At 33.7% G+C, this 15,015-nt stretch carries 14 protein-coding genes; 9 read left to right on the forward strand and 5 right to left on the reverse strand.

Annotated features, from left to right (window positions below; genetic code table 11):
* Positions 1 to 15: 15 nt before the first annotated feature.
* Complete coding sequence (locus IMZ30_RS06760) at positions 16 to 3,090, reverse strand: TAT-variant-translocated molybdopterin oxidoreductase (protein ID WP_207037571.1); 3,075 nt, start codon at positions 3,088 to 3,090, stop codon at positions 16 to 18.
* Between the two features lie 29 nt (positions 3,091 to 3,119).
* Positions 3,120 to 4,466 (reverse strand): c-type cytochrome, encoded by a 1,347-nt coding sequence (locus IMZ30_RS06765; protein ID WP_207037572.1) that lies wholly within the window; start codon positions 4,464 to 4,466, stop codon positions 3,120 to 3,122.
* Between the two features lie 190 nt (positions 4,467 to 4,656).
* On the opposite strand from IMZ30_RS06765, the gene IMZ30_RS06770 reads away from it, so the two are divergent.
* The 8 genes from IMZ30_RS06770 to IMZ30_RS06805 all read left to right on the forward strand — a co-directional run bounded on the left by IMZ30_RS06770 (position 4,657) and on the right by IMZ30_RS06805 (position 10,371).
* Positions 4,657 to 5,022 (forward strand): SPOR domain-containing protein, encoded by a 366-nt coding sequence (locus IMZ30_RS06770; protein ID WP_207037573.1) that lies wholly within the window; start codon positions 4,657 to 4,659, stop codon positions 5,020 to 5,022.
* Between the two features lie 104 nt (positions 5,023 to 5,126).
* Positions 5,127 to 5,462, forward strand: a complete 336-nt coding sequence (locus IMZ30_RS06775) for an arsenosugar biosynthesis-associated peroxidase-like protein (RefSeq protein WP_207037574.1) — start codon at positions 5,127 to 5,129, stop codon at positions 5,460 to 5,462.
* 18 nt (positions 5,463 to 5,480) lie between these two features.
* Complete coding sequence (arsS, locus tag IMZ30_RS06780; RefSeq protein WP_207037575.1) at positions 5,481 to 6,545, forward strand: arsenosugar biosynthesis radical SAM (seleno)protein ArsS; 1,065 nt, start codon at positions 5,481 to 5,483, stop codon at positions 6,543 to 6,545.
* 15 nt (positions 6,546 to 6,560) lie between these two features.
* Positions 6,561 to 7,055 carry a rhodanese-like domain-containing protein gene (locus IMZ30_RS06785; RefSeq protein ID WP_207037576.1) on the forward strand — a complete coding sequence of 165 codons (495 nt, stop codon included), beginning with the start codon at positions 6,561 to 6,563 and terminating at the stop codon, positions 7,053 to 7,055.
* Positions 7,055 to 7,666, forward strand: coding sequence for a TIGR04282 family arsenosugar biosynthesis glycosyltransferase (locus IMZ30_RS06790; RefSeq protein WP_207037577.1), 612 nt, complete (start codon positions 7,055 to 7,057; stop codon positions 7,664 to 7,666). The genes IMZ30_RS06785 and IMZ30_RS06790 overlap by 1 nt, the downstream gene beginning before the upstream one ends.
* A complete protein-coding gene (locus IMZ30_RS06795) occupies positions 7,663 to 8,484 on the forward strand; it encodes a purine-nucleoside phosphorylase (RefSeq protein ID WP_207037578.1) in 822 nt (273 codons plus the stop codon). Before IMZ30_RS06790 ends, IMZ30_RS06795 begins: the two co-directional genes overlap by 4 nt.
* A gap of 34 nt (positions 8,485 to 8,518) precedes the next feature.
* Positions 8,519 to 9,625: an acyloxyacyl hydrolase gene (locus IMZ30_RS06800; RefSeq protein ID WP_207037579.1), complete on the forward strand. Its 1,107-nt coding sequence runs from the start codon at positions 8,519 to 8,521 to the stop codon at positions 9,623 to 9,625.
* Entirely contained in the window at positions 9,622 to 10,371 is a 750-nt protein-coding gene (locus tag IMZ30_RS06805) for a GIN domain-containing protein (RefSeq protein ID WP_207037580.1), read from the forward strand. The genes IMZ30_RS06800 and IMZ30_RS06805 overlap by 4 nt, the downstream gene beginning before the upstream one ends.
* Here IMZ30_RS06805 and greA read toward each other — a convergent pair.
* Positions 10,368 to 10,844, reverse strand: coding sequence for a transcription elongation factor GreA (gene greA / locus IMZ30_RS06810; RefSeq protein ID WP_207037581.1), 477 nt, complete (start codon positions 10,842 to 10,844; stop codon positions 10,368 to 10,370). The genes IMZ30_RS06805 and greA overlap by 4 nt on opposite strands.
* A gap of 103 nt (positions 10,845 to 10,947) precedes the next feature.
* Between greA and IMZ30_RS06815 the strand changes: the two genes are divergently transcribed.
* A complete protein-coding gene (locus IMZ30_RS06815; RefSeq protein ID WP_207037582.1) occupies positions 10,948 to 11,379 on the forward strand; it encodes a hypothetical protein in 432 nt (143 codons plus the stop codon).
* Here IMZ30_RS06815 and IMZ30_RS06820 read toward each other — a convergent pair.
* Together IMZ30_RS06820 and IMZ30_RS06825 are read right to left on the reverse strand one after the other, a co-directional pair.
* Positions 11,372 to 12,346, reverse strand: coding sequence for an ABC transporter ATP-binding protein (locus IMZ30_RS06820; protein WP_207037583.1), 975 nt, complete (start codon positions 12,344 to 12,346; stop codon positions 11,372 to 11,374). The genes IMZ30_RS06815 and IMZ30_RS06820 overlap by 8 nt on opposite strands.
* Before the next feature lie 59 nt (positions 12,347 to 12,405).
* A complete protein-coding gene (locus IMZ30_RS06825) occupies positions 12,406 to 14,988 on the reverse strand; it encodes a T9SS-dependent M36 family metallopeptidase (RefSeq protein ID WP_207037584.1) in 2,583 nt (860 codons plus the stop codon).
* Positions 14,989 to 15,015 lie beyond the last annotated feature (27 nt).

Here is a 15,015-nt window from a genome sequence, read left to right on the forward strand (position 1 = left end):
TTAATTTCTTTTTAGTTAAGCTTCAGTTGTATTTCGAATTTTTGTTTGGTACATTACATTTGGTTTAGTGCCCAAATATTCTAGCAAGTGGTACATTCTATCATCTTCATATCGTTCAACTACTTTACTATCTTTATCGTTTACATCGCCAAATACCATTGCTCCTTTATCACAAGCTGCAGAACAAGCGGTTTGAAATTCACCATCTTTAATTTCTCGACCTTCTCTTTTTGCGTCAAGTATAGTTTTTTGTGTCATTTGTATACACATTGAGCACTTTTCCATCACACCTCTTGACCTAACAGTTACATCAGGGTTTAATACCATTCTTCCCAAATCATTATTCATATGATAGTCGAACTCATCATTTTGATTGTATAAGAACCAATTGAATCTTCTGACTTTATAAGGACAGTTATTAGCACAATAGCGTGTACCAACACATCTGTTATAAGTCATATGATTTTGACCTTGTCTACTGTGCGCTGAGGCTGCAACTGGACATACTGTTTCACAAGGCGCATGATTACAATGCTGACACATTACTGGCTGAAAAACAACTTGTACATCTGTTTGAGATGGTTGTTCAAGTTCACCAAATTGATTTAATGATTGACTTAATCCTGAAATATTATCTTTTTTATCATAGTCACTTTGTAAGCTCTCTTCAGATGAATAATATCTATCAATACGTAACCAGTGCATATCGCGACTTTTTCTTACTTCTTCTTTACCTACTACCGGTACATTATTTTCACTGTGGCATGCAATTACACATGCACCACAACCTGTACAAGAGTTTAAATCGATTGATAAGTTGAAATGATGACCTATTGAGCGATCAAATTCTTCCCACATATCAACTTCAGGTGAAGTTACTTCTACCTCTTCGTGATTTAAAGATACCTTTGGTGTATCATTCCAATAAGATTTGTCTTTAGTGTTAAAAACCTCAAGTGTTGTTTCTTTCACGATATCTCTTCTACCCATCATCGTATTGTGCAATTGAACACAAGCGAATTCATGGGTGCCTTCAACTTTTGAGATATCTACAGTTTGAGTAGTATTGAAGTCATTGTATAATTTATAGGCGTTCACACCTACTTGCATTTCTTCCTGAATAGCTTCTTTCTTGCCATATCCTAATGCCAAACCTATAGAACCAGGTGCTTGGCCAGGCTGAATTAATGCAGGGACTTTATCTATGGTTTTACCATCTAAGTTAATTTTCACGTAATCACCATTTAAAGCACCATTAGCAACGCTTTTATTGGTGATTCCCATTTTATCTGCATCAACTTTAGAAAGTGTTACATAGTTATCCCAAGATGTTCTTGTGATTGGGTCTGGCATTTCTTGAAGCCATGGGTTGTTGGCTTGCTGACCATCACCAAGTGAAGTTTTAGTGTACAAAGTTAATTCTAAACCTTCAGCCGAGTTTTTCAATAATGATTTAGCGGCAGAACTTGCGCTGAATTCTTTTGTGTTTTCTTCGGTCTGTTCAGTGTTATTAGAACTATATTCAAAAATCCCATCATGTAGACTTTGATTCCATGATAAGCCTTCAAATTTTTGATTAAAAGTTTCTTTGATGAAGTCGTAGTATTTACTACCACCAATTAACTTCAGTAGTGTGTCTTCAAACTGTCTTGTATTAAAAAGCGGCTGAATTGTAGGTTGTACTAAACTGAATGTATTTTTAGTAAGTTGAACATCACCCCAAGATTCTAAATAATGTGGTGTTGCAGCAACATATTTTGCAGCTTTAGCTGTTTCATCTAATTTCATACTAAATGCTACAGTACTGTTTACCTTACTCATAGCTGATTCAAACTCGTCAGCATTTGGTAAACTATAAAGCGGATTTACACCAGCAATCATTAACGAACCTACTTTGCCAGATTTCATGTCTTTAATCAAGGTATTAATTTTTGAATTTTCACCTTGACGAATCATTCTTGGATTTGAATAATCAATTAATTCAGTTTGAAGGCTAGCATTAATTTCAAGAGCCATTTGTTGTGCACCTTCATCTTGTATTCCAGTGACAAGTACAGCTTTTTTACCAGCTTTTTTAAGTGCTTTAACTGCTGAATCAACTTTCTTTGCTGTTTTGTTATCAAGTTTCGTTGAAGCTACTTTCCCTACTATTTGATTATAAATTTCAACTAAAACATGATTTTGAGCTGAAGGTTTAACCGCCACACGTTGGTCAGCATTAGCACCAGTTAAAGTCATGTTTGCTTCAAATTGAACATGCTTAGACATTTTTCCATTTTTAGGAACTCTACTTTTAGCATAAGCAGCATCGAAACCACCACCTTGCCAGTCACCTAAAAAGTCTGCACCAATCCCAACGATTGTTTCAGCTGTACTAAAATCATAATTTGGTAGAGCACGAACACCGTATTTGTTTTTATAAGCATTTAAAGCTGCTTCTTCTGAAATAGCGTCATACACAATGTGCTGTACATTGCTGTATTTCTCTTTAAATTGTTTGATGAGTCTATCAACAGATGGACTTGCATAGGTCTGTGTTAATAAGACTATAGATTTATCGCCAATATTTTCTAAATCCTGCGTTACACGATCATCAAATTCAGTCCAAGTTGCATCTCGACCTTCAATTTGTGGGTTTTGAAGACGTTTAATATCATATAATCCTAAAACTGAAGCATGAACTCTAGCTTTACCTGCTGTAAAATTTGTAGCTGAGGAATTGTTATCGATTTTGATTGGCCGACCTTCACGTGTTTTTACTAAAACACTTGCAAAGTCAAATCCGTTTGCAATTGTAGTTGCATAATAATCTGCAACACCAGGGACTAGGCGTTCCGGTTGAACTACGTAAGGAATAGATTTTATAACTGGGCCTTCGCATGCAGCTAAGGATGCAGCAGCAGTACTAAAGCCAACGTATTTTAAGAAATCACGACGGCTTGTTTGCGAGCTGTCAAGTTTTTCTTTATCACCTAAGAATTCATCTGTAGGAATATGCTCTGCAAATTCCTTTTGCTCAAGTGCTTCAACTACTGGATTTTGATCATCTAATTGATCTGCACTTTTCCAATATTTTTTTTCTGATGACATATCTTGATTCAAATTTTTCTTCGTTTATATTAGTAATGGCACTTGCCACATTCAATACCGCCCATTTGAGCAGCGGTTACTTTCTCAACGCCATATTTTTTAGCTAGCTCTTCATGAATTTTTTCATAATAAGCATTGCCTTCCATTTTTACATTTGTTTCTCTGTGGCAGTTAATACACCAGCCCATTGTTAGTGGTGCATCTTGATACATAATCTCCATTTCCTCAACAGGACCATGACAAGTCTGACACTCGATTTGACCAACTGTTACGTGCTGAGAGTGGTTAAAGTAAGCGAAATCTGGAAGGTTATGAATTCTTACCCATTTAACTGGTTTCGACTCCCCAGAATATGATTGTGTTTGTGGATCCCAACCTGTTGCTTCGTATAACTTTTGAATTTCTGCATTGTAGTCAACATTAAATTCTTGCTCTCCTTTTGCTTGAGTCTCTGGAGCAACCTCTGCAATTTGTTTGTGACAATTCATACAAACGTTAAGAGAAGGAATACCTGAGTGCTTTGAAACTCTAGCTGATGAGTGACAATATTTACATTCAATTTGATTTTCGCCAGCATGAATTCTGTGAGAATAATGAATAGGCTGAATTGGTTCATAGCCTTGATCGATACCAACTGACATCAATCCACCATAACCATACCACGCCACAACAAGCAACATAACAATGACTGTAGAAAGCACTAAAAATTGGTTTTCCGCAAATGCCACCCAAATTGGTTTTCCTTTAGGCTTATTGTCTTCAACCTCAATTCCATTAGCTTGTGCAAAGCGGTTTAGTGTCTTGTTAACCAAAATTAAAATAACGCTAAGCATTAGTAATACAAACGCTAGAATACCTAGAACAATTTCATTTGAAATACCACCGCCTGATTTTGCCTCATCAGTTGTTGCATCAGCCGTAACCGCTACTTTAGGTTCCGGTTTTGGCTGTTCAACGTATGACAAAATATCATCGATATCTTGATTGCTTAATTGAGGGAAAGCATTCATAGCTACTTTATTCCATTCTTCATATAAAGCAACAGCTTGCTGGTCGCCAGACTTAATTAAAGCCTGACTATTTTTAATCCACTCGTACAACCAATCCATTTCACGACGCTCGGTTACGCCATGAAGCGCAGGTCCAACTGCGTCTGAATATGGCTTATGACATGCTGCACAAAGTGAATTGAATAATTCTTTTCCTTTCGCTGGATCGCCACCAGGTACTGCTGATTCTTCAGATTGTTCTGCTGAAGCTTCTTTCGCTTCTCCTGAAGTGGCATCTTCCTGAGCATATGTGCTTGAAAATGAAACCACAAGAACAAACAGCATTAAATACTTAAAAAATTCTTGGCTTAAAGTCACCTTTCTCATAGTGTTGATGTTATCTATGTTTAAAGCAGTTCTAGTTCTTAAAAGTTGTTAAAATAAATCTGCTAAAATTGATTACAAAAGTAAGACTTAGCAATCATTTATGGAATACTGACATTTGTTAAATCATAATTTATAATCTTTCTAAATAAATAATTACTTCAAATGTTTAATTTAGCTGAAAATTCTTTCGATGAAATTGAAGTTGCTTATAATTGTATTAATAGGGTTTAATTTTAGTTTTTCTCAGCATAAAATTGAAGGTGAGAAATTGAAGCTTACTGAAGAATTACTGAGTTTAAAAACTAGTTTAGTCAAAAATTACCAATTGAAGTCTACCTACAGAATACAGCTTTTTTCAGGTTCTCTTGATGCCGCTCAAGCTAAGGAAACAGAGTACCAAGAATCTGGTTTAAATTATACCAGTTTCATTTATTATGAAGCTCCTAATTATAAACTTTGGGTTGGTAATTTTAAAACTAAATTAGATGCCGATCGTGCTTATCTTGAAATTAAATCTTTCTTTCCAAACGCTCTTGTTTTTAGGCCAGGTCGTTAAAAACTTTTATTTTTTCTTAAAATATTTCACAATTGATTTGTACTTACAGCAAACCAAGCTACATTCATATTCCGTAAATAAATATACATTCTAAATTAGTACATATGAATAATCCTTATTATGACCCAAAAGATTTAAAAAAGTTTAGTGCAATTACAGATTTTCAAAAGGAGCTTGGTGATAAATTTTTCGAATATTATACCAGTGTTTTTGAAGAAGGTAATTTAACAGCCCGAGAAAAATCACTTATTGCCTTAGCAGTTGCTCATACTGAACAATGCCCATATTGTATTGATGCTTATACACAAGATGGTTTACAACGCGGTGTAACTCGCGAAGAAATGATGGAAGCCGTTCATGTTGGTGCTGCTATAAAAAGTGGTGCTGCTTTAGTGCATAGTACCATGATGATGAAAAAAGTTAATAAGTTAGACGGTTAATAATTTAAATAATTTTATATGCCAAAACTTAAAATCAAGTCTCTTCACCAACGTAAAAGTTTATTAGCTAAAGCTGAAAATCAACTCAAGCATCTTTCTAATGGAGTTTTTAAAACCGGCGAATTACCCACATTTCAAGCTAAAATAGCTAATTCAGGCTATAAAAATTTGAAGCCTAAAAAACTTGAAATTCTTCAAATAAATCTTGGCTACATGTGTAATCAGGTTTGTTCGCACTGTCATGTAGATGCCGGCCCAGATCGTCAAGAAATCATGACCAAGGAAACTATGATTGAATGCTTAAGGGTGATTAAAAATAGTGGTGCACATACTTTAGATTTGACTGGCGGAGCACCCGAAATGAATCCTAATTTTAGATGGTTTGTAGAAGAAGCAGCTAAAGTTGGAATTAAAGATTTTATTGTGAGGTCTAACCTTACTATAATCCGCGCCAATAAAAAATATTATGATCTTCCTGAGTTTTTTAAGAAACATAATATTCATGTTGTATCATCATTACCACATTGGACACGCGGTAAAACTGATAAACAACGAGGCGAAGGCGTTTTTAACAAATCTATTGAGGCTTTAAAATCACTAAATAATATTGGTTACGGTATGCCAGGAAGTAGTTTAAGGCTTGACCTTGTTTACAATCCCTCAGGTGCTTTCATGCCTTCTAATCAAAGCGATTTAGAACGAGATTTTAAACAAGCTCTGAAAGAAGACTTTGATATTCATTTTCATCATTTAATGGCAATTACTAATTTACCGATTTCGCGATTTTTAGATTTTTTAATTGCCTCAGATAATTATGAAGATTACATGACTACTTTGGTTGAAGCTTACAATCCACTTGCTGTAGAAAATGTGATGTGCAGAAATACGTTATCTGTAAGTTGGGATGGCTGGTTGTACGATTGTGATTTTAACCAAATGCTATGCATGAAAGTCGATAGTTCGTCAAACCACATTAAGAACTTTGATGAAGCTGCTCTAAAAAACAGAAATATTAAAATTTCACAGCATTGTTATGGCTGTACTGCTGGTGCAGGAAGCAGCTGCCAAGGGACAACTGTATAATAAGTGATTGATAGAATGAAGCGATTATTAATAGTATTTTTAAGTGGTCTAAGTTTTTCTTTTGGTCAAAACAGTATTGAAGATGCTATTGATAAATACAATTCTAATAGTGTAGCGTATATAAATGTAGAAATGCTTAATCGCGAACTTCAATCGAAAGAAAATTTAATTTTACTAGACACGAGAAGCAAGGTTGAATATGATGTAAGTCACCTAAAAAATGCTGTTTGGGTTGGGTATGATGAATTCGATTTAAATACAGTAAAGTACTTGAGCAAAACTTCTGAAATTATTGTATATTGTTCTATTGGAGTGCGTTCTGAAGAAATTGGAGAGCAGTTGCAACAAGCAGGTTTCTTAAATGTAAAAAATCTTTATGGTGGTTTATTTAAATGGTTTAATAAAGGTTTTAAAGTTTACAATTTATCGGGTAATACGACTAAAAAAGTTCATCCCTACAACAAATTTTGGGGTATGTTTTTAATCAATGCAGAAAAATCTTATCATTAATGCACGATAATTTACTAATCATATTTACACGTAAACCTGAATTAGGTCATTGCAAAACACGTTTAGCTAAAACTGTTGGAGACAAAGCAGCGCTTGAAATTTATAAACATTTGGTTCAACATACCGCAAAAACTTCAGCCGATGTTAAAGCCCAAAAACAAGTCTGGTACACTAAAGCAATTGTTGATGATGATTGTTGGGAAAATTCTATTTTCGAAAAACAAATTCAACCTGAAGGCGACTTAGGCGAAAAAATGAAGTTTGCTTTTGAGCAAGGCTTTAAAAATAACTACAAACACATTGTTGTTATAGGTTCAGATTTATATGATTTACAACCAGAAGATATAACACAAGCTTTTGAAGCGCTTAAAAATAACGATGCTGTAATTGGTCCTGCTACTGATGGCGGCTACTATTTGTTAGGAATGAATGCATTACATAAGGCTGTTTTTGAAGCTAAATCTTGGGGAACCAATACTGTTTTTGAAAGTACATTAAGAGATTTGTCAACGCTAAAATTAAAACAATTATCGCCAAAAAATGACGTTGATTATTATGAAGACATCGCTGGCATTCCTATTTTTGAAGAAATTATTAAAACCTACCAATGAGTTACATAGAGCAAACTGTAGAATTTTTGAAAGATAAAGGTTTTGAATCTCCTGAAGTTGGAATTATTCTTGGGACAGGATTAGGAAAACTTTTAGATGAAGTTGAAGTATTAGCTGAAGTAAGCTATAACCATATTCCACACTTCCCAACAGCAACAGTCGAGTTTCATAAAGGTAAGCTGATTTATGGTCGTTTAAGCGGTAAAAAAGTTGTGGTAATGCAAGGCCGTTTTCATCTATATGAAGGTTACGACTTTTTAGATGTCACTTATCCTGTGCGAATCATGCACCGACTTGGCATCAAAAAACTTTTGGTTTCTAATGCGGCAGGCGCCATCAATCTAAACTTTAAAAAAGGTGAAATCATGCTGATTGATGATCACATAAATTTACTCGGTGGTTCGCCATTAGCCTTTAGAGGTGTTTCTAAAACAGGCGATCGTTTTGTAGATATGAGTTGCCCTTACGACCTTAAAATGAGTAAAAAAGTCGAAAGCATTGCTCAAGAAAATAATATTACATTACATAAAGGTGTTTATGCTTCAGTTATGGGGCCACAACTAGAAACGCGTGCTGAATATCGCTATTTGAAGATTATTGGTGCTGATGCAGTTGGTATGAGTACAGTTCCTGAAATAATTGTGGCTAATCACTTAAAATTACCAGTTGTAGCAGTATCGGTTTTAACAGATGAGTGTGATCCAGACCATTTAAAACCTGTTGATGTTGAAGCTATTATTGAGACAGCCGCTAAAGCTGAACCTCATATGATTACTTTGTTTAAACAGTTAATAGGAAAACTTGAAGTCCAAGACTAGTTTTTAAAACAATTTTTAGGTCTTACATAAGTATATGTACAAGTATTTGTTTATTGTTTTTTTTGTTACTTATACATATACTTTTTGTCAAACTAAAGAAGTCTTAATAGGTTTAAAACAAAATTATGCTGAGCTTTTAATTCATAAAAACGAAGTTTCTCATTTAGCTAATTATAGAATTAAAGGCGTCTCAGCTACTTTAGAAACTAATACAACTGGAGAAAAAGCATGGCATTCATATTTTAATTTTCCAAACTATGGGCTGATTTTAAACTATCAAGACATGGGTTCTCCAGCACTTGGAGAAGTGTATAGCTTAAGTGCGTTTTATAAATTCTTTTTTTTAAAAAGACAAATGCATGTCACAACAGGCCTTGGTTTTGGGTTTACAAATAATCGCTTTGATGCTATTAAAAACCCTAAAAATATTGCCTACGGAAGCTCAATGCTTGCTAATGTTTTATTTGAACTTAACTATAGATTAATACCAGACTTCAATAAGCGAATAAATTTTGATTTTGGACTTTTTTTTCAGCACTTTTCTAATGCTAAAATTAAATCACCTAATTCAGGAACTAATCATTATGGTCTTCAATTTGGTGTATCTTATAATTTAAATAATAGCTCTGTTAAAACCAATCGTTCAAATCGAAAGTCAACTACAGCTTTTGAACCTGATGTAGATAAAACGCTCCAATTTCATTTTTTAATAGCCAGTGGCCTTAATGATCTTGAAATTTTAAATACTAAGCCTTATCCTTTTTTTACATTTACAGCTTTAACAGAAAAGAAATTGAGTTTTGTAAATTCTATTCAATTAGGTGCTGATTTGTTTTTGAGTTATGCTGCAAAAGAATACAACCAATTTATGGTTTCTGCTTACCCGGAAGAAGGTATAAGTCGCTATGAAGATTGGAAAAGAGTTGGTCTTTTTGCAGGGCATAAATTTCATTTAGGCGAATTAAAACTGGTATCACAATTAGGTTATTACATTTATTATCCAATTGAATATCTAGACAGAGTTTATACTAGAATTGGACTTCAATATACTATGAGCAAGCACATTTATGCTTCTATCTTATTAAAATCTCATTATGCAAAGGCTGAGAGTTTAGAGCTTGGTATTGGATTTAAATTATGAAACAAACTTTAATAATTTTAGGCTGTCTGTTAATTTTGATTTCTTGTGAAAATGAATCGATATCGCAATGTTTTCAATCAGAGACAGTCGAATCAAAAACCTATACTATCTCAGATTTTGATACCTTAGTAGTTGGTGAATTTATAGAAGTAGAGCTTATTCAATCAACTGAAAACAAAATTATAACTGAAGCTTTTAGTATTAGAAATGGTAAATTCGACCTTAATCAAAATAGTGCTAAACTTGAAATCTCACTGGAAAACACTTGTATATCAACTGCTAAAGCGCCTAAAGTGCCACTTAAATTATACGTTAACAATTTAACGACAATCTATAATAATAGCGCATATAAAGTCTTCTCTAAAGATACCTTATATTTTGATAACCTAAAATTAATTTCAGACGCTAATCAAGAGTTGAGCCAATTTAATTCAGGAAATTTTAATTTACTTCTCGATAGTCATTCAATTACAATTATATCAACTGGAATCAACCAGTTTAACTTAAGCGGTAAAGTAGGACAATTTAATTTAAAAGTTTATAGCGGAATGAGCGCTGTAAATGCAAAAGAATTAACTTCAGAGTCAATAAACTTATTTTATAGATCAAGTAATCATTCATATTTAGGCGTTACGAATTCAATAATTGGTGAAATTCGTTCAAGCGGTAACATTATACTTAACCAAATACCTAATTTTATTGAAGTAGAAAGTTTTTATACTGGCGAAATTATAATTGATGACTAATCTCGACTGACGTCTAAAATTTCAAAAATGATATTTCCATTTGGGACTTCAATTTCGGCTTTATCACCCGCTTTTTTACCTAAAAGTCCTTTTCCGATTGGTGAGTCGACAGAAATTTTACCTGTCTTTAAATCGGCTTCACTTTGAGCGACTAATTTGTAGGTCATTTTTTGTCCTGTTTTAGTATTTTTAAGCTGTACAGAACTGTGTATAAGTACCTTTGAAGTGTCTAATTGAGACTCGTCTATCACACGTGCATTAGCAACTACTTCTTCAAGTTTAGATATTCTCATCTCAAGCATTCCTTGAGCTTCTTTAGCAGCATCATACTCAGCATTTTCACTTAAGTCACCTTTATCTCTAGCCTCAGCAATAGCCTGCGAAGCTTTTGGTCGTTCAACATCTCTTAACTGGTCTAATTCTGCTTTCAACTTTTTTAGTCCTTCTTCAGTGTAATATGATACTTTACTCATAATTATTAGGTTTATATAACAAAAAAAGAATCCCATTAAATGAGATTCTATACTACAAATGTAATAAATTTACAGTTTTAAATCAATTAATCGTTTGAATATTATGGCGAAGTCATTTTTACTTTTTCTATTTAGTTTTGTTTTGTTAACTGCATGTGAAAGTGAAGAACGGCAAAACCGTAATCCTAATTTACTTGAAATTAATGTTAATATTGAGGTGAGTTTAAATTTGCCACAATTTAATCAGCTCAACTTTCCTGGAAATGCAATGTATGTTTCAAGCCAAGGTAACTTAGGTGTGATTGTAGTTAATACAGGTAGCGGGTTTTTAGCTTGGGATGCAGCAGACCCTAATATTCTACCACAAGATTGTTCTCGTTTAGAAATTAATGGTTTAGAAGCCGAATCTAATTGTAGTTCACAGAATGTTTATAGTTTAGTTACAGGTCAGCCGCTTAGTGGTGAAAATTTAAAATATCCATTGTATGCTTATCGCATTAATCAAGGTGGAAATGTTTTAAATATTTTTAATTAGCCAAACGCTTTTTGATAGAATTTAAGTCTAAGTTGAAGTTAACAGTTTTAGCATCAACTTTACTATGATGTTGTATAATTAAATTACACTGCTTGTACTTGATATAAATTTTATAGTGATTTCCTTTAAATAAGCAATCGGTAACCTCAGCAATCAGACTTGCTTTATTAGAAATGATTATTTCATTTGGATAGATAATTAGTTCATCAGTTTTGAACTCATCCTCAAGTTTAAATTCTTTTGGCTTTATTGTATTTACCTCTCCAAAAAGCGAAGCACAATACATATTTTCAGGGCGATTATAAATTGCCTTTGTTGCTCTGAAATCAATTTGTTGGGCATCTTTTAAAATTAAAGTTTTATCGCTAAAACCTAAAACATCTTCAGTGTCGTGAGTAGCGATAATGCAGCTGATATTTTCACGCTTAAAATACGAAAATAAGGCATGTCTGAGTTTGTGTTTTTTAAAATGATCTATATGACTAAAAGGTTCGTCAAGGAGTATTAATTCTGGTTTTTTTGCCAAAGCACGACCTAAGGCAACGCGTTGTTTTTCGCCACTGCTAAGGTTTTTAACTTTTTTGTTTTTGAGGTGTTCTAAGTCTAGAAGTTTTAGAAAAAATAAGATTTTTTCTTTAGACTCGGCAGGTGTCTGACGCGATAAATGTTTTGCAATATTTTCACGAACACTTATGTAAGGCATCAGATTAAATTCCTGATCTAAAAACTTAAAGTGTTGATAGCCTGGTATTAGATTATATTTAGGGCCTTTTACAGTTTCACCTTTCCAAGAGATGTTGCCTTTATCTAAATCAATTAGTCCGTAAATCGATTTTAAAAGTGTGCTTTTTCCACAACCGCTTTCGCCGATAACTGCAAGATTTTCACCTTCATTGAGTGTTAGATGTATGTTTTGAAAGGCTGGCGTGTTTTCAAAAAATACGCTGATGTGGTTGAGTTTTAGCATAACTATAAACCTAGACTAATGGTGTAGTAATCAAGATTTACAAAGGTATGATTATAGGTTTACTCAATGATTAATTTTTCAGTAAAACTTACGCTATTGTTGCTCGCTTTTACAATGTAAATTCCGCTTTTTAAACTACTTATATTAATAATTTTATTTTCGGAAAGTTGTGTTTGTTGAACTAATTGTCCGTTTAGGTTGTAAATTTCAACTTGAATTCTGCTAACATCAATGTTGTTTTTAAAATTTAATTTAAACTGATTAGTTGCCGGGTTTGGGTATAAAATGAGTTGATTATTATCAAATGTATTTGAAGCTAAAGTACAATTAAGTTCTGAAATTGGTGGTAAATCAAAAGCTTCAATCTGGTCAAATCGATTTGTTGAGTCACCTTGAGTAGCACTATAGCCTAAACCTCTTGAAGCAAACACTTCCCAAATTAAACACTGGTTTTCACCATTATTAGCAATTAAATCTGCTTGTAATATGGCATCTCGACCATCAATAAAACCAGGCTCACATGTTTGCAATTTTAAGCCATCAATAACTAATTGCATAATTTTGTTATTGCCACCATTACCATTGTATATGTCGTTATCGTAGCCGTACTCATCAATAAAAGCCCACGTTAAATCCCATAACATCGTAGACCAAACAAAGCCAACACCATGTGGTACTGATAATCCTGGATTATTTGTTAAGCTATAACTCGAAGGATTTGCAGTTGTGTTAGTTGTGTATTTAAATGGTCTAATGCCATTGCCATTAATTGGTTGGCTTACTGCAAAAGTTCCAATTCCTCGACCATCAGTTCCTAAGTCTCCAGGTTCTAAAGTCATCATTAAAGCGATCCAGTCGCTCCAGCCTTCTCCCATTTGTTCTTCATTAAATAAGCAGTTTGGCTGTGATTTACCGCCTGTTAATCGTGTAGAAATTCCATGACCGTATTCATGACTGATAATACCATTATCAAAATCACCATCTATTTCATAAGGACCATTGTTAACAAGAGTAGCACTAACTGTATTATTGGCTAGTAACGCATTAATAATTGCCTCTCCATCACTTTGAGAAACCATGATAGAAGGAATAGTAATAGAGAAACCATCGCCGCCCATAACAATAGGATTGTCAGGAACATTATTTACCATAATAACTGCTAAAGCACCTGCATTTTGGGCTTGTTCAATTTTATTTACAAACGTGCAACTTCCTCGTCTTATAACCACAATTTTATTATTTAAGGCGGTATTATTTGTTAATGGTTCGCAAGCATCTAAAACATCTAATGAATTTGGATCATCTAAGGCTAAAGCTAAATTAGCGTTGATAGGATTTACAGGAATTTCACCACCAAATGCAGCGGGAATCCCATTATAGTCTCCGGCCAAAGTTGAAGGATAACTAATGCTTAAAGGTGGGTCAGGTTGTCCAGCTGGTGACCATAAAAACATTTGCATACGTGGACTAAAGCCATCTGGAGGCGTGCCAAAATTAGCATTGTTTAAGCCGCTGCCATCTTGAGCATCAGCTAAAACAGGATCATTTCCAAAGATAGGAGATGCTTCATAGTTATACTCTTGAAAATTTCCAGCTTCTTCATCAAAACCATAATTAAACCAAACATCATGCATAAAATTATTCCATACAAATAAATTTGTAATTGATGCATCTTGATAAGACGCTGGTGTAGTGTTAAAATCTAATGGAAAATCAAAATTTAAACCTGGACCGCCATTAGGTGAATAACCATTGCCGTCATTTCCGTTTCTATCCTCTTGAGCATACACATTATTTCCTCGGGTTATAGTGTATTCTGCACCACTATTGCCGTCAGTATCGTGCCATCCATTTGGTGAAGCTGGGTTAGAGGGATTACTTATAAGCGTTCTTGCACCATGATTTGGGGATTCCACAGGCAAAGGATAAGCATTGTAAGTACCAACATTTGTTGAAGTTGCAGTTAAAACACTAAAATTTTCAGTTGTATGTTGCTTTTTAGGTTCTCTGTGAGCAACATGATCATCGTTACAACTCAGCATCCAGTCATTTAAATTAATGAGCTCACCTGAATTTGCATCAATCCGAGCACTCCACCAATGTAATGTTGATGTTTCATAAAGTGAAATATCCCAGCTTAACTTGAGTTGGTTTTCATTTTCAATATACATTAACTTAACCTGAATAGACTCTTCTGAAGCTCCCAAGTTTTTTACAATATAATGCTTAGTATCTTCGGCTGAAATAACACGAGTTGTTTGATTATTTGTTTCAATTTCTAAAATTTCAATTAATTTATTTACAGCTTCAATAGGAGACAAACTTGCTGTTGTTTCATTCGCTTTACCAGCAATATTTGACTTAAAATTATGTGTAAACGATATAACTTTATCATCCTTAACTACAAAATTCCCGATAGCATTATAAATTGGTGTGCTATTATGCATTTGCTGCATGTAGTAAATGTGAGCATCTAAGCTGTTAGAAAAATGATGACTATCTAATTTAAGGTAGGCTACATCTTCTTCAAAAAATTTTTCATTTTTTGCTTCACGCTCAAGAAAATCATGAATTTGTTTTTCAGGTGTTTGACTGTAAGTTATAACAGTTAAAAATAACGAAAAAATGTATGCATATTTCATTTATAGAATTTTGTAATAATACCCAAA

This window comes from Psychroflexus sp. ALD_RP9, from assembly GCF_017311165.1.
Classification (GTDB): Bacteria; Bacteroidota; Bacteroidia; order Flavobacteriales; family Flavobacteriaceae; genus Psychroflexus.

What these genes read in the sequence shown, in the direction of transcription:
- IMZ30_RS06770 (WP_207037573.1), top strand. Translation starts at nt 4,657, where the DNA reads ATGAAATTGAAGTTGCTTATAATTGTATTAATAGGGTTTAATTTTAGT.
- IMZ30_RS06775 (WP_207037574.1), top strand. Translation starts at nt 5,127, where the DNA reads ATGAATAATCCTTATTATGACCCAAAAGATTTAAAAAAGTTTAGTGCA.
- IMZ30_RS06790 (WP_207037577.1), top strand. Translation starts at nt 7,055, where the DNA reads ATGCACGATAATTTACTAATCATATTTACACGTAAACCTGAATTAGGT.
- IMZ30_RS06760 (WP_207037571.1), bottom strand. Translation starts at nt 3,090, where the DNA reads ATGTCATCAGAAAAAAAATATTGGAAAAGTGCAGATCAATTAGATGAT.
- IMZ30_RS06785 (WP_207037576.1), top strand. Translation starts at nt 6,561, where the DNA reads ATGAAGCGATTATTAATAGTATTTTTAAGTGGTCTAAGTTTTTCTTTT.
- IMZ30_RS06815 (WP_207037582.1), top strand. Translation starts at nt 10,948, where the DNA reads ATGGCGAAGTCATTTTTACTTTTTCTATTTAGTTTTGTTTTGTTAACT.
- IMZ30_RS06765 (WP_207037572.1), bottom strand. Translation starts at nt 4,466, where the DNA reads ATGAGAAAGGTGACTTTAAGCCAAGAATTTTTTAAGTATTTAATGCTG.
- IMZ30_RS06825 (WP_207037584.1), bottom strand. Translation starts at nt 14,988, where the DNA reads ATGAAATATGCATACATTTTTTCGTTATTTTTAACTGTTATAACTTAC.
- greA (WP_207037581.1), bottom strand. Translation starts at nt 10,844, where the DNA reads ATGAGTAAAGTATCATATTACACTGAAGAAGGACTAAAAAAGTTGAAA.
- IMZ30_RS06820 (WP_207037583.1), bottom strand. Translation starts at nt 12,346, where the DNA reads ATGCTAAAACTCAACCACATCAGCGTATTTTTTGAAAACACGCCAGCC.
- IMZ30_RS06795 (WP_207037578.1), top strand. Translation starts at nt 7,663, where the DNA reads ATGAGTTACATAGAGCAAACTGTAGAATTTTTGAAAGATAAAGGTTTT.
- IMZ30_RS06805 (WP_207037580.1), top strand. Translation starts at nt 9,622, where the DNA reads ATGAAACAAACTTTAATAATTTTAGGCTGTCTGTTAATTTTGATTTCT.
- IMZ30_RS06800 (WP_207037579.1), top strand. Translation starts at nt 8,519, where the DNA reads ATGTACAAGTATTTGTTTATTGTTTTTTTTGTTACTTATACATATACT.
- arsS (WP_207037575.1), top strand. Translation starts at nt 5,481, where the DNA reads ATGCCAAAACTTAAAATCAAGTCTCTTCACCAACGTAAAAGTTTATTA.